The organism is Pseudomonas sp. DF5 (assembly GCF_058148225.1).
The window spans coordinates 1-21,667 of the sequence record NZ_JBYVYM010000037.1; the positions used below are offsets into that span (position 1 = coordinate 1).

Here is a 21,667-nt window from a genome sequence, read left to right on the forward strand (position 1 = left end):
CTTGATGTTCAGTGAACACGGAATAGGAGACGTCAGCGATCAAGTGTGGGAGCGGGCTTGCCTGCGAAGGCTGCGTTACTGACTCAACGCAATATCGATCAACCGATGCAACTCTTCAACCTCCAGCGCCTGCGCCGCAAACAGGATGCGAAACACCGTCGGTGCCACCACCATATTGATCAGCCGGTCGACACTTGGCCGTGATTGATCGGGATAGCGATCCAGAATCGTCTGCAACTGCCCGCCAATGATTGTCACGCAATAGCCCGGCGTGGCACTGGATTGCACGTCGCGCATCATGTTGCGCCCAGGTTCGGAACTCATTTCGTCCAGATACTGCTCCGCCCAGGCCCGCACGTCCCCGCGCAGGCTGCCGGTATTGGCCGGCTCACTGTCGGGGCGCATGCGGGCGAGGGCGACATCGGCCAGCAGTGCTGACAGATCACCCCAGCGCCGGTAAATGGTCGACGGTGTCACCCCGGCCCGGGCAGCAATCAGCGGCACAGTCACGCAGGCGCGGTCCTGCTCTGCAAGGAGCGCGCGGACGGCCGAATGAATCGACTCTTGAACCCTGGCGCTTCTGCCGCCGGGGCGTAAACCTTCTTTAATAGCCATGCGGCGGACCTTAACACAAAGTATTTGCTTTAAGCGCTGGCCAGTAGCAGACTCCACAAAAGCAAAAAATTAGCTTTTGTGGAGTGTGCTCATGTCTCTTCCGGCGACAAATCGTTCCAGCCTGTGGTTTCTGGCGATCACCTTACTTAGTTTTCTCGCCGCTTCCACCGCGCCGACTCCGTTGTATCACCTCTATCAGGAGCACCTGCAGTTCTCGGCTGCAACCCTGACCCTGATTTTCGGTGTCTACGCCCTCAGCTTGTTGGCGGCGCTGCTCACGGTCGGTTCGCTGTCGGATTATCTGGGGCGCAAACCGGTGATTTTTACCGCCGTGCTGTTGAATATGCTGGCGATGTTGCTGTTCATCAACGCCGACAGCGTCGCCTGGTTGATCGGTGCGCGAGTACTTCAGGGGTTTGCGACGGGAATGGCCACTGCCGTCTTGAGTGCGGCGCTGTTGGACACCGATCGCCAGCAAGGGCCGATGGTCAACAGTGTTGCGCCGTTGCTGGGCATGGCGCTGGGGGCCATGGGGTGCGGATTATTGGCCGAGTTTGCGCCCCTGCCGCTGCAATTGACCTATTGGGTGTTGTTCACGCTGTTTGTGATGCAAGCGCTGTACGTCTGGCGCCTGCCGGAAAGCGTCAGTCGACAACCGGGTGCCTGGGCCTCGCTGCGCCCGACCCTGCACGTGCCGATTCAAGCGCGGCGTATGTTGTGGCGGGTGCTGCCGATAGACCTCGCGGTGTGGGCACTCGGCGGCTTTTTCGCTTCCCTGGCACCGTCCCTGGTACGGACAGCCACCGGGTCCACATCGAACCTGATTGGCGGTGCGACGGTGGCCGTGTTGACGGTGGCCGGTGCCTCGATGATCTACACCTTGCGCAATCGGCCGGCCGACAGGATCTTGCTGCTGGGAGCGAGCTTGCTGCCCGCAGGCGTTACGCTGATTCTGCTGGCGGTCCACAGCGCCAGCCTTCCATTGTTTTTCATCGGCACGCTGGTGGCGGGCAGCGGATTCGGTGCGGGTTTCCTTGGCGCCTTGCGCAGTATCGTGCCACTGGCTTTGCCTCATGAGCGGGCCGGGTTGATGTCGGCGTTTTATGTGCTCAGTTATCTGGCGTTCTGCTTGCCGTCGTTGCTGGCCGGTAATCTGACCCGCAGCTTTGGGCTGGTGGCGACCACCGATGGTTACGGCGCGGTACTGATCATCCTGTCGCTCGGTGCGCTGATCGGGTTGCTTCGTGAGCGGTCCGTCAAGGTCTGTGGCGTCGATGTTCGATGACCGTTAGCCTTGGTGCAGCCATTCATCTCGACGGACCGTCCCATGCAAATCATCCGCAGCAAATCCTTCACCGGTGATCGCGCCTGGGCGGCGCTGGATATCGCCAACATGAACGGTATCTCCATCCGTTTGCACTGGACCGATCAACCGTATAAATGGCACATCAACGATGGCCAGGAAGTGTTCGTGGTGCTCGACGGTCAGGTACAGATGCGTTATCGCGAAGCAGGCCTCGAAAGGGAAATCCTGCTGGAGGTCGGCGATATTTTTTATGCCTCGGTGGGCACCGAGCATATGGCTCATCCGCAGGGCGTGGCGAGGATATTGGTGATTGAGACTGAAGGTAGCGTCTGAAGCTATATCTGCAAAACAGATAACAGTTAGAGAAATTACCCGTTATATCGATATTCTGTTCAGATCTATCATGGGTTCCTACCTCATCAGAGGACAGGAGTTCACCATGACCTGCACCCATAGCGTTAAACCCGGTATCAAACCGCTCAGTCATCTGCAGCATCCTAGAGAAGCCATCCGCCAATTCACCCCGAACTGGTTCGCCGCAACCATGGGCACCGGGGTATTGGCCCTCGCGCTCGCGCAACTGCCCCTCACGATGCCTGGCCTGCATGCATTTGCCGAAGGTTTGTGGCTGTTCAACATTGTTCTGTTTGTGTTGTTCACGGCCATGTATGCCGCGCGTTGGGTCATGTTCTTCGACGAAGCACGGCGGATTTTCGGCCATTCCACGGTTTCGATGTTCTTCGGCACCATTCCCATGGGCCTTGCGACCATCATCAACGGCTTTCTGCTGTTCGGCCTGCCGCGTTGGGGCGACGGTGTGATTCATCTCGCCGAAGTGCTGTGGTGGCTGGACGTGGCGATGTCGCTGGCCTGCGGCGTGCTGATTCCCTACATGATGTTCACCCGTCAGGAGCACAGCATCGACCAGATGACCGCTGTCTGGCTGTTGCCGGTGGTGGCGGCGGAAGTGGCGGCTGCCAGTGGTGGCTTGCTGGCGCCGCACCTCGCCGATGCTCATTCGCAGTTAGTGGTGCTGGTGACCAGCTACGTGCTTTGGGCTTTTTCCCTGCCAGTGGCGTTCAGTATTCTGACCATCCTGTTGCTGCGCATGGCGTTGCATAAATTGCCCCACGAAAACATGGCCGCCTCGAGCTGGCTGGCGCTTGGGCCGATTGGCACAGGTGCGCTGGGCATGTTGCTGCTGGGCGCCGACGCGCCGGCGATCTTTGCCGCGAACGGTCTGCCGGGGATCGGTGAAATAGCTGAGGGCCTTGGGCTGGTGGCCGGGATCACGCTGTGGGGCTTCGGGTTCTGGTGGATGCTGATGGCGCTGCTGATCACCGTGCGTTACTTGCGCGCCGGTATCCCGTTCAATCTCGGCTGGTGGGGTTTCACGTTCCCGCTGGGTGTCTATTTCCTGACTACGCTGAAACTGGCCAGCACCTTGAACCTGACGTTTTTCAGTGTCTTTGGTTGTGTATTGGTAGCCATGCTGGCGGCGATGTGGCTGATTGTCGCCAAACGCACGGTGCAGGGCGCGTGGCGTGGCGAATTGTTTGTCTCGCCGTGTATCGCAGGATTAAAGAAATAACCGGCCAAGATTAGGTAATGTGTGTGGCCTGGATCGACGTTCGATCATTCCAATAACAGTATCCACGCCACCCTTTACCAAAAAAATCAGGGACACATGGAAGATGAGTCACCCCTCGCAGTTCACCTTGCTTCGCACTCGGCGCTTCCTGCCTTTTTTTGTCACGCAGTCCCTTGGGGCCTTTAACGACAATATCTTCAAGCAGTCGCTGATCCTCGCCATTCTGTACAAGCTGACCATCGAGGGTGACCGTTCGATCTGGGTCAACCTGTGTGCGTTGCTGTTTATCCTGCCGTTCTTCCTGTTCTCGGCCCTGGCCGGGCAGTTCGGGGAAAAGTTCGCCAAGGACGCGTTGATCCGTCTGATCAAGCTCGGGGAAATCGGCATCATGGCGGTAGGCGCGGTCGGTTTCATGTTCGATCACCTGTCGCTGATGCTGTTGGCGCTGTTTGCCATGGGGACTCACTCGGCGCTGTTCGGGCCGGTGAAATATTCGATACTGCCGCAGGCCTTGCGCGAAGAAGAGCTGGTGGGCGGCAACGGTCTGGTGGAAATGGGCACCTTCCTGGCGATTCTCGCCGGGACGATTGGTGCCGGGATCATGATGTCCGCCAGCAATTACGCGCCAGTGGTGTCCACAGCAATCGTCGGTGTCGCGGTGCTCGGTTACCTGGCCAGTCGCAACATTCCCCGGGCTGCGGCGGCATCGCCGCAAATGCGCCTGAACTGGAATATCTTCAGCCAGTCCTGGGCCACGTTGAAGCTGGGCCTGGGGCAAACCCCTGCGGTATCGCGTTCGATCGTCGGTAACTCATGGTTCTGGTTTGTCGGGGCGATTTATCTGACGCAGATCCCGGCGTATGCCAAGGAATGGATGCACGGCGACGAGACCGTGGTGACGCTGATTCTTACCGTGTTCTCGGTCGGTATCGCACTGGGTTCGATGCTCTGCGAGAAACTCTCCGGGCGCAAAGTCGAGATCGGTCTGGTGCCGTTCGGCTCATTCGGCCTGACCGTGTTTGGCCTGTTGCTGTGGTGGCATTCCGGCGGAATTCCGGACAGCGTTGCCGGCCATGGCTGGCTCGAAATCCTCGGGTTCGGTCACACCTGGCTGGTGTTGATCGACATCCTCGGGCTTGGGGTCTTCGGCGGTTTCTACATCGTGCCGCTGTATGCGCTGATCCAGTCCCGCACCGTCGAGAACGAACGGGCCCGCGTGATCGCCGCCAACAACATTCTCAACGCCCTGTTCATGGTGGTGTCGGCGATTGTGTCGATCGTCTTGCTGAGCATCGCCAAGCTGTCGATCCCGCAGCTGTTCCTGGTGGTGTCGCTGCTGAACATCGGCGTCAACGCCTACATCTTCAAAATCGTCCCCGAGTTCAGCATGCGTTTCATGATCTGGCTGCTCGGCCATTCCATGTACCGCGTCGAGCATCGCAACCTGGAGTTGATTCCTGATGAGGGCCCGGCACTGCTGGTTTGTAACCATGTGTCGTTCGTCGATGCGTTGCTGATTGGTGGCGCGGTGCGTCGGCCGATTCGTTTTGTGATGTATTACAAAATCTACAACCTGCCGGTGCTGAATTTCATCTTCCGCACGGCCGGCACGATTCCGATCGCCGGGCGTCAGGAAGACATTCAAATCTACGAAAAAGCCTTCACCCGCATTGCCCAGTATCTGAAGGATGGCGAGCTGGTGTGTATTTTCCCCGAAGGCAAGTTGACCGCTGATGGCGAGATCAACGAGTTCAAGGGCGGGCTGACGCGGATTCTCGAAGAAACGCCGGTGCCGGTGATTCCGCTGGCGTTGCAGGGGTTGTGGGGGAGTTTCTTCAGCCGCGATCCGAACAAGGGCTTGTTCCGTCGGTTGTGGTCGCGGGTGACCTTGGTGGCAGGGCCGGCGGTGGCCGTTGAAGTGGCTGAGCCAGCGAAGTTGCAGGCGATGGTGGGGGATTTGCGTGGGGCCGTTAGATAGTTGGTGACTTTGCGGGCCTCATCGCGGGCAAGTCGGGTCGCCGCATCGCTCGCTCCCACAGGTTTTATGTTGTGCCACGTATTGTGGACACACCATCAATCCCTGTAGGAGCGAGGCTTGCCCGCGAAGACGGTAGCGGTCTAAGCGCTGATCTTGAGCCCAACCAGCCCGGTAATGATCAACGCCACACTGGCCAGCCGAAACAGCGCCATCGACTCACCAAACAGAATGATCCCGGCGATCACCGTGCCCACCGCACCCACGCCGGTCCAGATCGCATAGGCCGTGCCCAGCGGCAATTCCTTCATGGCAAGGCCCAGCAGGCCAAGGCTTATCGCCATGGCGGCAACGGTCAATGCGGTAGGGAGAGGGCGGCTGAAGCCGTCGGTGTATTTCAGGCCAACGGCCCAGCCAACTTCGAACAGTCCGGCGAAAAACAGAATGATCCAGGACATAAATGACCTCCATCGATGGATGGGGTCGTCCCCGGATTAAGCACTCGATCGAGCCGCGAGGTCGTCCTCGCGTTGCGCGATAGAGTGCCCATCATTAACCCGAGGATCAAGTTTTCGGATCAGTCAGCCACTTGCTGAGCAGCGATTTTCCGATCCTCTTTTTCGCTCATGCGACGGAAATAGGTGGAGAGCAGCGCCCCCGAAATGTTGTGCCAGACGCTGAACAGCGCGCTCGGCACCGCCGCCAGTGGTGAGAAGTGCGCACTGGCCAGTGCCGCACCCAGGCCGGAGTTCTGCATGCCGACTTCCAGTGCCAGGGATTTGCGCTGGGCCAGGGGCAAGTTGAACAAGCGCCCGGTGAAGTAACCCAGCAAGTAGCCGAAGCTGTTGTGCAGCATCACCACGGCCATGATCAGCAGACCGGATTCGGCAATCTTCGCCTGGCTGGCAGCCACCACGGCCGTGACGATGATCACGATGCTCACCACCGACACCAGCGGCAACACTTCTACCGCGTGACGAACCCGATCACCGAGCACGCGTTGGGCAACCACGCCAAGTACGATCGGCAACAGCACGACTTGCAGGATCGACCAGAACAGCTCCATGAACGATACCGGCAACCAGGCCGAGGCCAGCAGCCAGATCAGCGCCGGTGTCAGCAATGGCGCGAGGAGGGTGGTGACGGCGGCAATGGCCACCGACAACGCCAGGTCGCCGCGAGCCAGCCAGGTCATCACGTTCGACGAGGTGCCGCTCGGGCAACAGCCGACCAGAATCACCCCGACGGCGATCTCTGGCGGCAGATGGAATACCTGGCAGAGCAACCACGCCATACCGGGCATGATCACGAAATGGGCGACCACGCCCAGGGCCACGCGCCACGGATGGCGAGCGACTTCGGCGAAGTCTTCGAGCTTGAGGGTCAGGCCCATGCCGAACATCACCAGCCCCAGCAGCGGCACAATGGCGCCTTTCAAACCGATGAACCAGGCCGGCTGCAGAAACGCCACGATGGCGAAAATCAGTACCCAGTAAGCGAAGGTGTTGCCGACAAAACGACTCAATGCAGCGAGTGCGCGCATGGCCTGATCCTTGTTATTCATATTCGAAAATTGCGCAGATCCAATGTGGGAACGGGCTTGCTCGCGAAGGCGGTCGGACATTCAACAAGGATGTTGTTTGTCATGACGCCTTCGCGAGCAAGCCCGCTCGCACATTTAGACCGCGCGTCGGTTTAGATCCCTTGCGGCATCTCTTCACCACCCAACGCTTCAACCAGTGCCGGCAGGAAGTCGCCGAAGGTCAGCATCATCAGGGTGAAGCTGGCGTCCAGTTGGCCCAGTGCTTCGTCGCCACCGTCCTGTTCCGCCTGATCTTGCAGCAGGTCTTCGAACTTCAGGCGCTTGACCACCATTTTGTCGTCGAGCACGAACGACAGTTTGTCCTGCCAGGCCAGCGACAGTTGAGTGACCACTTTGCCGGTGCTCAGGTGCAGCTGGATCTCTTCGCTGGTCAGGTCCTGACGCTTGCAACGCACGATGCCGCCGTCTTCGTGGGTGTCGCGCAGTTCGCACTCGTCCAGCACAAAGAAGTCATCCGCAGCTTTCTGAGTGGTAACCCACTCGGTCATGGTCGCGGTCGGGGACATCTTCACCGTCAGCGGACGTACCGGCAGCGAGCCGATCACTTCACGCAGGGTGGACAGCAGGTCTTCGGCACGTTTCGGGCTGGCCGAGTTAACCAGGATCAGGCCCTGTTTCGGCGCGATGGCGGCGAAGGTCGACGAGCGACGGATAAAGGCGCGGGGCAGGAAGGCCTGGATGATTTCATCCTTGATCTGATCGCGTTCCTTTTTATAGACCTTGCGCATTTGTTCGGCTTCGATCTCTTCGACCTTTTCCTTCACTGCGTCACGCACGACGCTGCCCGGCAGAATGCGTTCTTCTTTACGGGCGGCGATCAGCAGGAAGTCTCCGCTGACGTGTACCAGCGGTGCGTCTTCGCCCTTGCCGAATGGCGCGACGAAACCGTAGGTGGTCAACTCCTGGCTTGCACATGGACGCGCCAGTTTGGTGGCCAGTGCAGTTTCCAACGCCTCGGCATCAAAAGGCAGATCTTGGGTCAGGCGATAGATAAGCAGGTTTTTGAACCACATGGGGTGAGTCTCTCCTTTATACAAAGGGGGGCATTATTGTCTTCGCCGGGTCATAGGCCAACCCTTCTCTAAGCCTTTGGAAGGCCTGAGAAAATTAATTTAAAAAGTGCTTGCCAGAGGTTGGGTCGCTCCGTAGAATGCGCGCCACACCGAAGCGAAGGGTGATTAGCTCAGCTGGGAGAGCGTCTGCCTTACAAGCAGAATGTCGGCGGTTCGATCCCGTCATCACCCACCATTCGTTTCAAGTGTTTAGCGCAGCGGTAGTTCAGTCGGTTAGAATACCGGCCTGTCACGCCGGGGGTCGCGGGTTCGAGTCCCGTCCGCTGCGCCATATTCGGTAACCTGGACCACTGAACGCCAGGTCACCACGGAAAAACCCGCTGAGGCGGGTTTTTTTCTGTCTCAAGTTTGTACCTTGTTCCATCGGGTTGTGTCGTTTCACCGGTTTTCGGATTTTTTTGAAAAAAACTTCAATTAAATCAACACTTTACGAAAACTTGTGGCATAATACGTCCCGTAACGAAGCGAAGGGTGATTAGCTCAGCTGGGAGAGCGTCTGCCTTACAAGCAGAATGTCGGCGGTTCGATCCCGTCATCACCCACCATTCGTTTCAAGCGTTTCGCGCAGCGGTAGTTCAGTCGGTTAGAATACCGGCCTGTCACGCCGGGGGTCGCGGGTTCGAGTCCCGTCCGCTGCGCCATATTCGGTATCTGGAACACTGAACGCCAGATCACCACAGAAAGCCCGCTTAATGCGGGCTTTTTGCTGTCTGGGATTTGGCTTTTTGCCGGATCCGCTGAAAAACGATCTTCCAGGTCAAGTGCAATCCATGTGGGAGCGGGCTTGCTCGCGAAAGCAGAGCGTCGAGCGACATCAATGTTGACTGTGCCACCATCTTCGCGAGCAAGCCCGCTCCCACAGGTTCCGCGCTTAGCTGAGTGGCATTACTTATTGTTCGGCGTTGCGGCTGTGTCGATAGTCGCTAACGGCTTCGTACACCGCTTTGCGCAACCGGTTGATCCCACCAATCGGCCGATGGGCTTCAAGGCCGAACCATGGATTGAACGACAGGTTGTCGCATTGCAGGTTCAGCGCCGGGGTGTCGAAATCCTGGGCGGGCAGCTTGATCCTGGCCACGGTTTCGAAAGGCGCGTCTTGTTCACGCCACTCGATGCTGGTGTCTTCGATCGGCATGTATTGGCTCGGATCCTGGCGCTGGACCTGTAACACGAAGCAGGCCGGCACCCGATCAGTCGACAGCTGCTGGTTCAGCGCACTGCGCAAGAAGTTCGGCAGGTTTTGATTTTGCGTGGGCAGCGTGTAGGTCGGGCAGCTCTCCGGATCCGGTATTACCCGGAATTTGACGTTGGCCTCACCAAACTTGTACGGCGAAACCGAAAAGTAGGTGGTCTGGGTCGGGCTTGCCGGGGCAGGGGAGAGTGTCGCCAGCGCAATAAACAGATGACGAACCTGCCAGGTGCGCGGGTCCCAGCCCGGGAAGAATGCCATTATCTTTTTGCCGTCAGCCTGAGCGGCCACATTCTGACGATACTCGGCGACATCACTGACAAAGAAGTTCGGATGGTTGAACATCACGAAATCCTGTTCGCTGCGCCCTTGTCGATCATTCAGCAACTGTTTACCCGGCACATCGAACAACTTGATCGCCATGCCCCGGGCATCGCGGATGCTGTCGAACTGCGGATAGGCATTGCCGTTGGACAGCCGCATCGTCGCTTGCCAGGTTTTGCCGGGTTCGCTGAACACGCCTTGGCGCAACGCCGTCGCCAGATCCGGCAGCACCTGAACCTCGGCCTTCACGCAACCATGGGCCTTGGCGTGAGCGTCGCGCAGATAGCGAGTACTTTCGCGGTGTTGATCGACGATCCGCACCGCTGTCTGGATGATGTCCCGGGTCATCGCCGCTTCGCCGTCCGGAATCAGTTCTTCAGCCGATACCGGGCCGCGATGTTGCCAGGCGAGCCATGCCATGGTCAGCGCCCAGCCGAGGACCCCCAAACCCAACATCCAAAGCAGGGTTTTACCAAGGAAGGCACCCAGACGTAGCCAGAGCGTGATCAGCATGGGTCAATCCTTTTGACTGATGAGGTGGTCTGGCAATTGCGACTCCAGCGGGCCGCCCAACACTTTCAGGTATTCCAACAGCGCCCAGCGCTCCTGCGGTTGCAGCAGGCGACCGATCACGCCATTACCGCGCTCGCCGTTGCGGAATTCGTGGCCGCTGTTGTGATTGCCGGTAATACGCGTGTCGAACACAAAACCGTTGGTAAAGGCTTCGGTGCGATAGCCCAGGTGTTTGGGATCGTATTCGAAGGTGCCCTTGTAGAACGTTGTTGCACGTTCATCCTGGGGCGAGAGCAGTTGATAAATGCTCGGCACCGAACCGTTGTGCAAAAACGGCGGCGTGGCCCAGACGCCCGCCAGCGGCCGGGCCTTATAGCTGCGTAATTCCTGGACGCCGATAGGCAAGCCGAAACCGTCCAGGTTCGGCCGCTCCGCCGGCGTCACATTGGCAGCGCGATAGGCCTGGTTCCCCACGAAAGCAGTGACGTAGGCCAGCCCCTTGGCCACTGACAACTGGCTCAAATCCAAGGGCTCCGTGGGTTTTGGATGCAATTGCACGTCCAGTTGCGCAAGCTCTGCCGGATCCCACTTCAAGGCTGTCAGATCGAAGCGATGGTCGGCAATATTGTTGGCGGCGCCGGGGTCTGTGCCAATCATCTCCACGGGCAGTAATTTCAGATGTTGCAACGGTCTGCCGTCGCTTTGGGTGACGCGGGGGACGTGGCACCCGGCGCAGTTTTCGGCGAATAGTGCGCGGCCTTTTGCGGCCAACGGCTTGTCGATGGTGCCCAGCAGGGCTTCCGGCCAGGTGGGCGGTTTGAGTCGTTGCAGGGTTTGTTCGATCCGGTGCAGATCGCGCACCCGGACGCTGGACGGGTAGCGATCGTCGCCCTTGAGAGGCTGCCCGCTGGCGTCGAAGAAATTCAGCGTCGCGCCGACACCCAAAGCCTCGCCGATGTTGCGGGCCATTGGCTGCTGCGCCGAACCGTTCCACTGCACCCAGTCGAAGGTCCACATATCCCACAGTTGCGGGTAGTCCACTGGCGCGTTGGCCACGCGGTAGTTGGCCGGCGAAATGGCGTCGCCGAAACTGGCGTTGGCAATGCGTCCGAAGGCGTCGGTACGGCCGGGGCCTTCTTCGGTGGGGTAGAGCCCGCGATGGGTGTCGTTCCAGGCCACTTTCAAGAAGGTATCGAGTGAGCTTTTAAAGTCCTGGCGTAGCTGTTGATGCCGGGCGTCATAGTCCTGGCCCAGGACGTTGCGCGCGAAACGTTCGAATTTCCACGGGTTGTAATAAGTCGAGGCGAGGCTGGCCACCAGTGCCTGGCCGAAGCTGCCGCCGCGCAGGGTCGGGACGCTGGACGGCAACACATGCTGGGCCGAGCCGCCGTCGATGCGCACGGCCTGGCCATTGAAGCGTAATTCGCCGGTGTGGCAGGCGGCGCAGGTGATGTCCAGAAACTCTTCCTGGCTACCCGCGTTTTGATGACGGGCGAAACCGACGGGCAGGTTGCCGGGGTTGTTCGGTGTGGCTTTCTGGCTCGGATCGATCAGAAAACCAAAGCGTGCGAGGTATTCGGGAGCGGCGAATCGTTTTTGCGAGAAGGGCAGTTCGAGGGCGTTGAACCAGTCATAGCGCAAGCCTTTGACCTGGGTGCCTTGGGGCGTGAAGTAGTAGGCCTGGCGGTCTGCGGCGCTCCATTGCTCCAGGTAATGCACCTGTTGCGCCGGTGACCAGGCTGGTAATTTCGGGTTGGCGACGTAGTACAGCACCACGGCGAGGCCCAGCCCCAGCAGTACTGCGATCAGAATCAGCAAGCGGATTATGAGGCGCACGATAAACATCCTTGTCAGTTTGTAGCTCTCTTATGCCTCAGCTGACGAGGGGCGGCAAGAGGCCATTACGCCAGGGGCTGTGGGAATCGGTCTCCGGGTCTGTGGGGGCCAGATGACAGAAGCTTCATCCTTCTAACCTCGAAATGCGTTTAAACACCTGAACTTATCGGAAGTTTCCTGCTCTCATGCCGGTAGCCATTGGTCGTGGCCGCCTGATAAGCTCGCGGCTTTACTCGATTGCCCTTTAGGCGCATGAACAAGGAAATAGCATGAAACAGCATCGGTTGGCGGCGGCGGTGGCCCTGGTTGGCCTGGTACTTGCGGGTTGTGATTCGCAGACCAGCGTAGAGCTGAAAACCCCGGCGCAAAAAGCTTCCTACGGCATTGGCCTGAACATGGGCAAAAGTCTGGCTCAGGAAGGCATGGATGATCTGGACTCCAAAGCCGTAGCCCAAGGCATCGAAGATGCCGTCGGCAAGAAAGAACAGAAACTGAAGGATGAGGAACTGGTTGAAGCCTTCGCAGCGCTGCAGAAGCGTGCCGAAGAGCGTTTGGCCAAGATGAGCGAAGAGTCGGCAGCCGCCGGCAAGAAATTCCTCGAAGAGAATGGCAAGAAAGCCGGTGTCGTCACCACGGCTTCAGGCCTGCAATACGAAGTGGTCAAGAAGGCCGATGGCGCACAGCCTAAGCCGACCGACGTAGTGACTGTTCACTACACCGGTAAACTGACCAACGGCACCGTTTTCGACAGCTCCGTCGAGCGCGGCAGCCCGATCGATCTGCCGGTCAGCGGTGTGATTCCGGGTTGGGTCGAAGGCCTGCAACTGATGCACGTTGGCGAGAAGTACAAACTGTACATCCCTAGCGACCTGGCTTACGGCGCCCAAAGCCCTAGCCCGGCGATTCCAGCCAACTCGGTGCTGGTATTCGACCTGGAGCTGCTGGGCATCAAGGATCCAGCCAAACAAGACGACGCCAAGTAATCCGCGTCTGCTCGAAAAAACAACGCCTCGCTTATGCGGGGCGTTGTTGCATCTGGGGTTTGGTGAAGGTAAACAAAGCGAACGGATGCGGTACGCTGGAGTCATAGCCAGTGACAGTGCCCGAGCTAGACGTACCGGCGCGCCAAGTCAATGAAATCTTGGGTTTTTTTATGTGAGTAAAAAACGCCCGATCTGAGCAAGACCCTTGTGAAACGGGGCCTCCAGCGGTGAAATGCAGCTCTGTTCACAAGGTTATCCACAATTTGTGTGGATAACATTTCAGTGGGAGGAAAAGATGAAAACGCCCTGGAATTTCGCTCGTTTCCTACCTTTGGCCGGACGCCTGCTCGCCCGTGGTCGATTGCCGACCCTGCTGTTCGCGGTTGCCAGCAAAAGTGCCAGCCAGGGCAATCGCCTGGGCAAACTTAAAGACGATCTGCGGTTGTTGCAGGCACTCTGCCTGGCCTACTGGCGTGGCGAGTACCGGGCCATCAGCCCGAGAGCACTGGTCTCGGTAGTGGCCGGACTGATGTACTTCCTGAGCCCGGTGGATGCGATCCCGGATTTCATCCCGGTGTTCGGCATGCTCGACGACATTGCCGTCCTGGCCTGGCTGATGAAAGTCCTCGATGACGAACTCAACGCCTTCCGCGCCTGGCGCAAGCGTCAGGCGCCGGAAAAACTCGCAGTGGTTGAACGCCTGCCCGATACCCCGGTACAGCTGCAACTTCAGGGCCCGAAAAAAAACTGAACCGATTCAGGATCATCCATATTCATACCCCCCGCGACCTTGGCCGCTGTTAGGATTACACTTCTAAGGAAAAGTGCCGACTCGCTACGTGTCGTTGTCCTACGGGGTAGTCATGGATATTCAGATAATTACACGCGAAGGCGAACCAGAATATGCGGTTCTGCCATGGGCTCAGTATCAGGCTCTACTGAAAGCAGCAGGCATCAACGAACAACCACCGCGCGAAGCCACAGTGCGTCCCGCGGCCACATCAGACCAGACTCTTCCGGGTCTGGATCAACTACGCAGTTTGCGCGAAGGGAAGGGCATCGCCATTGAGGCGCTTGCCCGCACGGTAGGCATCAGCCCGTCATATCTCGCCTTGATCGAAAGCGGTGAGCGTCAACCTGACGCTGCAATTCGCCGCAGCCTCGCCTGGGAATTGACGGTGCCGGGATGGAGGGATGAATCGTGAGCGTACGCATCAGTCGTCAACATTGGGATGGATTGCTGGGGGAACTGGATCAGGCGCGCCGTCAGCGCCATCTTCTGACTTATCGGGCATTGCTGGAGCGATTGCAGCTACCCACGCCCGCCATGCAAACCCTGACCGCCGCCCTTGAACACCTGGCCGCGCTGGACGCCAGGGCCGAGCAGCCACTGCGCAGCTCGCTGGTGATCAGCCAGGGCGCCAGTCGTTTGCCGCGCACCGGCTTCTTCGAATGTGTCGAGCGCCTCGGGCGCTTCTCCGGACCGTCCGACGGCGTGGCTGCCGCGTCCTGGCATGCCTCGGAAGTGGTGCGGGTGTTCGAATACGAGTACCCCGAGTCGGCGGAAGCCTGAGTGTTCCTACGACTCAAGGCGCGGGCCGGTTACTGGCTGGCCCGCCGGTTGTTCCACTGGTCGTGGTTTGTGCGCCAACCGCGAGGCTGGCGCTGGCTCGAGGGCCAGTTCGCGCGCATGGCCAACCTGGGCGATGTCGGCGCCCAGAGCTTCTACGGCCACATCCTGACCTTTCGCGGTGTCGGTCTTGGGGCTCGCGAGGAAGGCATACGATTACTGCGCCTGGCCGCGTTGGCGGGGGATGGCAAGGCGGCGTATCAGGTTGGCGTGATCTGCCTTGCGGGGACGCCGAGTAAGGCGTCGGATCCGGTGGAAGCGGCGCGGTTTTGGCGTATTGCCTTGAAGGCCGGGCATCCGTTGGCTGAGATTAAGTTGAAAGGGTTGGCGAGTGGTGATGCTGAGTAGTGATTCGATGTTCTTCGATGAGCAAGCGTTGTGGGGGGCTAATGATGGTCAATCATAAATTTTATGGGGAGCTGTTTTCGGCCAAAAGTGGACGGTGAACACGGGATGGCTGTCGCCGCAAAACCGCATGCACCAACCTAGGCAGAACACCCGCACGTGCATGCTCCAGGAGGCCTGCTCCGCAGCTTTGAGTCATCAAGTATTTATACGGCTGGCGCGCCATCGGTGACGCAGCCTAACATGCGGCTCAAGCCGCTCTCTAAGCTCGCTCGGGACCCGCTAAAGAAGGCCCCAAACGTTAGGCACTCGTCCAACCTTACCGTTACGGAGCATATAAAATATGTCAAACATCGTCGCATGGACGCTGTTCGCCTTGGGCGCCTTCCATATTCCATTCGGTATTATTAAGTTCAAAGCAGCATTCGCCGCCGCTGTAGACTCTGGCTTCGTTGACCAGTTCAGAGTGCACGAAGATCGGCGTACCGCCCTCTGGTTTACCCTGCTGGGGCCGCTTTTTATGCTCGCAGGGCATACAGCGATTCACGCCGTAGCAGTTGGCGATCTCGCGCTACTTAAAATTGTTGGCATCTATGTGCTTATGATCTCGATCATTTGCGTCATTGCTGTTCCAAAATCGGGTTTCTGGGCAACGCTGCTGGTTTCACCGCTGATCATCGCGGCAGGGTATGGCTTGTACTCCTGACAAACGGTTCATGTCGTTCGCGAGGGCTTCAATGTCCACTCGGGGTCGTTTTCAGCCGGACGCGATAGGCAGAAAACGGCCCGACTTTTTCAACAGAATCGGCCGATTTCTGCCTGTCGCCACCGGCAGCTATAGGTTGAAACCGGCTAGCTCACCGCCAATGAAAAGCAATGAAAAGGGGGCAGACTTATTTATCTGCCATCAGTCTCGACGCAATGAAAAATAAATCCGTCCCCTTTTCACGGTCGTGGTTCGTGCGCCAGCCGCGCGGCTGGCGCAGGCTCGAGGGCCAGTTCGCGCGCATGGCGAACCTGAGGGACGTCGGCGCCCAGAGCTTCTACGGCCACATCCTGACCTTTCGCGGTATCGGTCTTGGGGCTCGCGAGGAGGGCATACGATTACTGCGCCTGGCCGCGTTGGCGGGGGATGGCAAGGCGGCGTATCAGGTGGGGGTGATCTGCCTTGCGGGGACGCCGAGCAAGGCGCCGGATCCGGTAGAAGCGGCGCGGTTTTGGCGTATTGCCTTGAAGGCCGGGCATCCGTTGGCTGAGATCAAGTTGAAAGGGTTGGCGAGTGGCGATGCTGAGCAGTGATTCGATGTTCTTCGATGAGCAAGTGTTGTGGGGGGGCTAATGGTGGTCAACTGTCAGTCACATAGGGCATGCGGCAACATATACGCTCAACACCGTAATAGGGTTTCTCAAAAGATTAACGCTTTATTCCGCGAACAGCATTCCGACAATCCAATAACAAGTCATCCAGGAAGGGATTGATTTCCAGCAACTCCATTAGACCCACCAGCTCTACAGCAGCAGTTCTGATCGGCCACCATTCGTCATGATCAAAAATGAACCAATCATCACAGTGAAATGCAGCCTCAGTAAGGCTATTGCATAGCTCCCAGATGCCTTGTAGCCGTGTTCTGATCTCCGTTGGTAACGCGTTGCCGCAGATTGAAAGAACCTCGTTCAACGGCAGCATCATTTCGGACCAGGCTTCACATGCCGGGCAGTATGGGATTGCGCTCCGCTGCAAATCCGAGGTTAGTGCCAGGAATTGAAGGGCTGGGATTGCCTCACACACGGCGAGAATTCGCTTGTACTCATCCTGGCCGTACCACTCCCACAGTGTTGTTGAAAACCCCATCATCAGACTCCAAAAAATCCATCCAGCCGAACTGTTGCCCGCACTGGGAGTACTCAACTCTATCAGTCAGTTCTTGGTTAGGTCGAACGACTGCTAAGGGGATTCAGCCGGTGGACGCAACAGGCAGCAACCGGCCAAAAGCGGACGTTCTCCTTTAATTTCGGCCACCAAGCGTTCCTCGCCCGCTTCGTCTTGACTAGCCTTCGCTCATATACTTCATATGAGTGTGTTTGTGAACAATCTTAGATCAGCTATTTGTTCATTGCTTTATAGTGCTCAGAGTACCCACACTCTTCAAATATTATTCTCAGCCCATCCCTAAAGGTTTGGTGGTCGAACTCTTTAATATCAAAAATATTCTGACCAAGAGAGTGTGACTCTCTGTTCATATATCTGTAGAAGGTGGCAAATCTATCCGCCGATAAGGCGGGCATCTGAAATACGTTATTGAAGTCTTTCTTCTGAACAAAATTAAAGAAATATTCAATTATATTTCTCATGCAGTTCGCAATGAGTGCAGGTGGCGAAGCAGGGTCTTTTACAATAGACCAGTACGATTGGTAGTCATTTTGTATCTCCTCATATTTCATGGGAATTATACTGCTGCCGTTTGCATTTTTTATAACTCTATAGAGATGCTGCGTTTCTGCGCGTTTATCCTGACTGGTATGCGTGAGTTCGTAGAAAAAATACAAGCTATGCGTAAGCACGAATACTTGCTTGTAACGTGCGTCATTGATGAAATACTTCTTTATTAACTGCCCAATATTGAACACATACAAGTGCGAGAGACTTGAGATAGGGTCATCAATTACGACTACTTTTGTGAGAGGAACGGCCGACGGAGTTTTTTGCCCCTTACATAATTCGATGAAATATAGAAAACTTATGACTGTTTTTTCACCCTCACTGAGTGAGTGAAATGCGTTAGCATGATCTGTGGTTCTGGCAATCCTGTATAGGGTGTCATTATACTTAACTACTGAGAAACCATCGATTCCGATTTCGAGCAAGCCGTTATTTATATTTTGAATTGACTCCTCGATATTAACCGTTTGCTTTCTAAGACTGGCAATCTTGCCATGAGAACTTTCGATAATCTGCTGAATATCTTTGCCGTTTTTACTCACTTTACCAGCTTCTTCCTGAAGTTTTGATGCTGCTTGAGTGTAGGCCGATATTGTTTGATCGTAATCCCAGCGCATTAAGTTCCAGAAGCGAGATTTTATATCATCTTTTGTTTTTTTCTTGTTTGAAAGTTTGTTGTTGTGTTCTCTGATCAATTCATTTAGAGTTGCAATTACGTCATTAATCGACTTTACGGCGGAGTCACTGACCGAAAGAGTTACAGGGGTGCTCGGGCTTTTAAGCTTGTTGCTAATAATCAGCGAATTTTCACGAACTGAGGATTTAAGGGCTTCAGAGGCAAGTTCCCAAGCATTGACGAGTTCCTTGCTTGCTAACGGAAGATTCGATATGTCTTGTATGCTAATGCGCGAAGTAAAGGACTCATATCGAGTCCTAGTATCTTCAAGGGCTTCTATGTCTCGATCGTAGGCTTCATCAAAAATATCACGTATCGATTTTACGATGTTTTGTGTGATCGTATTTTCTTGGCAGAAAGGGCAAGCCTGAGGCTGACTGGTGTTGATATCAATATATTGAAGCCCTTGCTTGACCCAGTCCGAACTCCCAAGCCTGTTGATAAACTCCGCGACCGATCCATCTTGGCTGCCTACTATGACTTTGGACCATATAGGATCTTTCTCGACGTCGAGCCACTCTGCTACCAAGTCAGGAATGGTTGTCAGTTGAATGGCACCTTCACCCTCGATCGAAGAGGCCTCAGCTCTCAAATCATCAATTGTGTAATCTGGGGCCTCCTCAGTACGAACAAGGCTAGTGATGTGCTGAAAAAGAAGCTCTGTTCGCTTTAAGTTATCAAGGCAAAACTCTAATACACGATCGCCGCCTGAGTATTTTGTTTTAATTTCCCACGTCTTGCCACTAGCCTTGGACTTTTCTTGTTCTAGGTGGGTTGTAATATCTCCAGCTGACTCGGAGTTTTTTTGCTGCAAGTTTTGGGCTTTTTCAAGCTCTATAGTTTCCGCTTCGATTTGCTGTAGTGCCTGTTTGTTTTCTTTCGAAAGAGTAAAAATTCCCTTAAGGTTATCTTCTTCAAAAAAATAGTCATTAAGAAAGCTTTGGTTGTAAACTAAAATATCACAAGGCTGGCTGCTCTTGAAGCTACATTTATGATAGGCAGCATTATTAGGCGCATATAAATATTCTGATATAGTGCTTTTTCCTGCGCCGTTCAATCCATACACGAGGCAAGTTTTATTTGTTGGCATCACAGAAGACTTGAGCTTGTAACTGGTCACGCCTTCAATATTTAATTCCGTTATCACGATCATATCCTCTGTGCGCAAAATGGCGATACGCCATTAGTGATGACGTAAAGAAGCATAGATCGCTTTTTTATAAGTGCCACGAGATTGGCGAGGACGGCGCATTCTGATCGGTTAACGATACGTTGACGTTACCCTGTAAGGAGCCAGTCGACAGCTCTGGGCTCTGTCAAACCCCGGCAATCCGGGATCGAGTCAACGCTGTGTTGATCGCCCAACTGGTTATCTGTTGGCCGGTAACTGCCTCATGGCTGAAGAGGAAAAGGGGACGGATATATTTTTAAGAAAATAAATCCGTCCCCTTTTTGGTCCCCTTTTTTCTGGCCCGCATCTCCGTTGTGAGTAAACCGCCTCTGGTTTTGTAGCCACATCGAAGGGTTGCTTTTGGCTGTGGATTCAACTGGTGGACGCAACTCGCAGCAACCGGCCAGATGGCCATTAGGATGGCAAAAATAGGCCGTCCATGGCTTTCGTAAAGCAAGGAAATTTAGTATTCGGACGCCGAGAAGCCTACCAAGCTGTTTCCGACCGGGTTGCGCTCGTCGTTGCGGGATGGCATTTTGACTCTGCTAGCGCTCGCGCTCAAAGGGACTTGCCATGAATAACACTTACAACATTTATAAGGTCAAGCATTCCAAGCTCGCTCAGTTAAAAGAAAAACTAACTGCCGTTGGGCTCCATCAGCAGAAAACCCACGTCTCGAATAACTATTCGATGACCTTCTATTTTTCTGACAAGGTCAAGGGAAATGACATCTGGTGGTGGGAAACTTACCGCGATTTCTTTAATGATGATGTCGCCAAACCCACCAATACTTTCCATTTCGGGATGCTGTTGAGTCACCACGTCGATAAACCGGAGCAAATTTATGCTGTGAGCCTAGGAAAAGCTCATTTTTATCTGTCCAAGTTAATTCAGTACGACTTCGGCATAGATCTAGCCGTGCGTATGGCGGATGAAAATACGATCCTGCTAAAAAAAAGCCGTTATTTTACGGGTACCAAAAGGCAGGACGTATCCTCTTATCAGCGATTCCAACCCAATGGCTATGAGCCCGGAGAGTCGGTCGACCACCTAAAGCTCAGAGCTTCAGACAGAGAATTATGGGGTGAACGTAATATAATTTTTGCTGACTCAATCCAGATGGATATGGACCGAAATCCACTCGACCTTGCCGAAATATTTGATCGTATAGAAGCAGGCCTGAGGGGAGAGGAAGTTATCCGGCTTCCAAAATTGGAAGCAGTTACGGATGAACTACGTGACGAACTTGACAAGCTACTGTTTGTATCACTCAAGAACAGACAGGGCAATGTTCAAGTCGAAGAGTTTCATGTGTATGGCGTAGCGATTTGTTTTAGCTTTCACGATTACGACTATCGTCTCTCTGCCAAGAAGGCCGGGGAGGCAGGAATTTACCGCAAAAATATTGGCAACTCTTTGACGGTCGATCAAATCAGCGACTTCCTCATTGAACACAACGACATTGAGGACATCAATTCCGTAAGCGTGCAGTTCAAGAGCGGCGATCATGGCGTGTTCACTCAAGAGCTCAAAGAAGTACTCGACCTACCCATTGCCTATGACGGCTACCATTATTTCTTGAGGAGTGGCGATTGGTATAAGTTTAATCAGACATTCATGGATTACCTGAAGCACTCGCTTGACATGATCGAAACCATCTTGAGGGAGCCGCTCGATGAAGCAGACTACATACGTTGGCGCGATGAGAAGCAACGTAAGATCGAAGCCGAGGAACCTGTCGACGATAAGCTTACTTACCGCGAATCCTACTTCAATAAAAAACAATGCGCTGACCAAGGGTATGTGCTCCTTGATCGACAACTCACACAATTACAGTCGATGGAGAGAGGTAAGAAGCAGTACCGTGTAGAGGTGGCCGACCTGTTCAAGGATAAGGAGATCATCTCAGTCAAAATTTCGGAGACCAGCCCAGAGCTGATCTACAACATAGAGCAGTCACGTGATGCCGTTGAACTCATCAAGCGAGGTGAGATTAAGTTTGATCAAGAATTCAACGCAGCAGCTCTTTGGTTTGTGTTTGAAGACGAGATCCAGAGGATTACTGAATTCAACTCGATCCAGTTTCTACTAGCCGTCGAGTCTTGGCAAAAATTGGTAAGGAGTTTTGACCTCACGCCGAGAATCTATATCTCAAAACATAATAGATGAGTGATGTCTTGGCTCATTTTGATTGTCCGCTTTTGGCTGCGTGGAGCACTTCATAGCTGGCGGAAATCGCACGAGGGCTAAGCTGGTATTGCCGCTCGTGGTATTAGCGAAGGGGGCAGAAACTCAGTCGAAATGACCTTAGTCACGGCTTGAGCTTGTGGGCTTCGGCTAGGCTACACTTCACGGACCGCATGGTGAATGGAAACTAAACAAATACAGGGGGTGTAA

Annotated in this window: 20 protein-coding genes and 4 tRNA genes; 16 read left to right on the forward strand and 8 right to left on the reverse strand. The window is 55.4% G+C overall.

Annotated elements, in window-relative coordinates; all coding sequences use genetic code 11:
• Positions 1–75: 75 nt before the first annotated feature.
• Entirely contained in the window at positions 76–615 is a 540-nt protein-coding gene (locus AC30D7_RS26370) for a TetR/AcrR family transcriptional regulator (RefSeq protein WP_490136034.1), read from the reverse strand.
• 91 nt (positions 616–706) lie between these two features.
• On the opposite strand from AC30D7_RS26370, the gene AC30D7_RS26375 reads away from it, so the two are divergent.
• The 4 genes from AC30D7_RS26375 to AC30D7_RS26390 all read left to right on the forward strand — a co-directional run bounded on the left by AC30D7_RS26375 (position 707) and on the right by AC30D7_RS26390 (position 5,490).
• Positions 707–1,900: an MFS transporter gene (locus AC30D7_RS26375; protein WP_490136035.1), complete on the forward strand. Its 1,194-nt coding sequence runs from the start codon at positions 707–709 to the stop codon at positions 1,898–1,900.
• Between the two features lie 42 nt (positions 1,901–1,942).
• On the forward strand, positions 1,943–2,254 hold the full coding sequence (locus AC30D7_RS26380; RefSeq protein WP_490136036.1) for a cupin domain-containing protein: 312 nt from the start codon (positions 1,943–1,945) through the stop codon (positions 2,252–2,254).
• 106 nt (positions 2,255–2,360) lie between these two features.
• A complete protein-coding gene (locus AC30D7_RS26385; RefSeq protein WP_490136037.1) occupies positions 2,361–3,512 on the forward strand; it encodes a TDT family transporter in 1,152 nt (383 codons plus the stop codon).
• 103 nt (positions 3,513–3,615) lie between these two features.
• Entirely contained in the window at positions 3,616–5,490 is a 1,875-nt protein-coding gene (locus AC30D7_RS26390; protein WP_490136038.1) for an MFS transporter, read from the forward strand.
• Positions 5,491–5,630: 140 nt separating this feature from the next.
• On the opposite strand, the gene sugE is transcribed toward AC30D7_RS26390, so the two are convergent.
• From sugE to rdgC, 3 genes are all read right to left on the reverse strand, one after another.
• Positions 5,631–5,945 (reverse strand): quaternary ammonium compound efflux SMR transporter SugE, encoded by a 315-nt coding sequence (gene sugE / locus AC30D7_RS26395; protein ID WP_007936130.1) that lies wholly within the window; start codon positions 5,943–5,945, stop codon positions 5,631–5,633.
• A gap of 119 nt (positions 5,946–6,064) precedes the next feature.
• The gene (locus AC30D7_RS26400; RefSeq protein ID WP_018925159.1) at positions 6,065–7,030 is read right to left on the reverse strand and encodes a bile acid:sodium symporter family protein; all 966 of its coding nucleotides are present in this window, start codon (positions 7,028–7,030) and stop codon (positions 6,065–6,067) included.
• Between the two features lie 152 nt (positions 7,031–7,182).
• The gene (rdgC, locus tag AC30D7_RS26405) at positions 7,183–8,103 is read right to left on the reverse strand and encodes a recombination-associated protein RdgC (RefSeq protein ID WP_019579659.1); all 921 of its coding nucleotides are present in this window, start codon (positions 8,101–8,103) and stop codon (positions 7,183–7,185) included.
• 159 nt (positions 8,104–8,262) lie between these two features.
• Between rdgC and AC30D7_RS26410 the strand changes: the two genes are divergently transcribed.
• From AC30D7_RS26410 to AC30D7_RS26425, 4 genes are all read left to right on the forward strand, one after another.
• Positions 8,263–8,338 (forward strand) — tRNA-Val (locus tag AC30D7_RS26410).
• Positions 8,339–8,357: 19 nt separating this feature from the next.
• Positions 8,358–8,434, forward strand: a tRNA-Asp gene (locus AC30D7_RS26415).
• 198 nt (positions 8,435–8,632) lie between these two features.
• Positions 8,633–8,708 (forward strand) — tRNA-Val (locus AC30D7_RS26420).
• Positions 8,709–8,727: 19 nt separating this feature from the next.
• Positions 8,728–8,804 (forward strand) — tRNA-Asp (locus AC30D7_RS26425).
• A gap of 248 nt (positions 8,805–9,052) precedes the next feature.
• Here the strand turns inward: AC30D7_RS26425 and AC30D7_RS26430 are convergent.
• Both AC30D7_RS26430 and AC30D7_RS26435 read right to left on the reverse strand, forming a co-directional pair.
• Positions 9,053–10,189 carry a catalase family protein gene (locus AC30D7_RS26430; RefSeq protein ID WP_490136039.1) on the reverse strand — a complete coding sequence of 379 codons (1,137 nt, stop codon included), beginning with the start codon at positions 10,187–10,189 and terminating at the stop codon, positions 9,053–9,055.
• Between the two features lie 3 nt (positions 10,190–10,192).
• A complete protein-coding gene (locus AC30D7_RS26435) occupies positions 10,193–12,025 on the reverse strand; it encodes a di-heme-cytochrome C peroxidase (protein WP_490136040.1) in 1,833 nt (610 codons plus the stop codon).
• A gap of 269 nt (positions 12,026–12,294) precedes the next feature.
• Between AC30D7_RS26435 and bamJ the strand changes: the two genes are divergently transcribed.
• The 7 genes from bamJ to AC30D7_RS26470 all read left to right on the forward strand — a co-directional run bounded on the left by bamJ (position 12,295) and on the right by AC30D7_RS26470 (position 16,282).
• The gene (bamJ, locus tag AC30D7_RS26440) at positions 12,295–13,008 is read left to right on the forward strand and encodes a BamJ family beta-barrel-assembly machinery protein (protein WP_018925162.1); all 714 of its coding nucleotides are present in this window, start codon (positions 12,295–12,297) and stop codon (positions 13,006–13,008) included.
• A 295-nt stretch (positions 13,009–13,303) separates the two neighbouring features.
• Positions 13,304–13,759, forward strand: a complete 456-nt coding sequence (locus AC30D7_RS26445; RefSeq protein ID WP_490136041.1) for a YkvA family protein — start codon at positions 13,304–13,306, stop codon at positions 13,757–13,759.
• 112 nt (positions 13,760–13,871) lie between these two features.
• A complete protein-coding gene (locus tag AC30D7_RS26450; RefSeq protein ID WP_026286335.1) occupies positions 13,872–14,213 on the forward strand; it encodes a helix-turn-helix domain-containing protein in 342 nt (113 codons plus the stop codon).
• Positions 14,210–14,581 carry a hypothetical protein gene (locus AC30D7_RS26455; RefSeq protein WP_007898892.1) on the forward strand — a complete coding sequence of 124 codons (372 nt, stop codon included), beginning with the start codon at positions 14,210–14,212 and terminating at the stop codon, positions 14,579–14,581. The genes AC30D7_RS26450 and AC30D7_RS26455 overlap by 4 nt, the downstream gene beginning before the upstream one ends.
• The gene (locus AC30D7_RS26460; RefSeq protein ID WP_490136042.1) at positions 14,582–14,986 is read left to right on the forward strand and encodes an SEL1-like repeat protein; all 405 of its coding nucleotides are present in this window, start codon (positions 14,582–14,584) and stop codon (positions 14,984–14,986) included.
• 340 nt (positions 14,987–15,326) lie between these two features.
• The gene (locus AC30D7_RS26465; protein ID WP_028940044.1) at positions 15,327–15,689 is read left to right on the forward strand and encodes a DUF6463 family protein; all 363 of its coding nucleotides are present in this window, start codon (positions 15,327–15,329) and stop codon (positions 15,687–15,689) included.
• Between the two features lie 215 nt (positions 15,690–15,904).
• Positions 15,905–16,282, forward strand: coding sequence for an SEL1-like repeat protein (locus AC30D7_RS26470; protein WP_490136043.1), 378 nt, complete (start codon positions 15,905–15,907; stop codon positions 16,280–16,282).
• Positions 16,283–16,397: 115 nt separating this feature from the next.
• On the opposite strand, the gene AC30D7_RS26475 is transcribed toward AC30D7_RS26470, so the two are convergent.
• Together AC30D7_RS26475 and AC30D7_RS26480 are read right to left on the reverse strand one after the other, a co-directional pair.
• Positions 16,398–16,835 carry a hypothetical protein gene (locus AC30D7_RS26475; protein WP_490136044.1) on the reverse strand — a complete coding sequence of 146 codons (438 nt, stop codon included), beginning with the start codon at positions 16,833–16,835 and terminating at the stop codon, positions 16,398–16,400.
• A gap of 251 nt (positions 16,836–17,086) precedes the next feature.
• A complete protein-coding gene (locus AC30D7_RS26480; protein WP_490136045.1) occupies positions 17,087–19,246 on the reverse strand; it encodes an AAA family ATPase in 2,160 nt (719 codons plus the stop codon).
• Positions 19,247–19,843: 597 nt separating this feature from the next.
• On the opposite strand from AC30D7_RS26480, the gene AC30D7_RS26485 reads away from it, so the two are divergent.
• Positions 19,844–21,439, forward strand: coding sequence for a DUF6119 family protein (locus AC30D7_RS26485; protein ID WP_490136046.1), 1,596 nt, complete (start codon positions 19,844–19,846; stop codon positions 21,437–21,439).
• Positions 21,440–21,667: the final 228 nt, after the last annotated feature.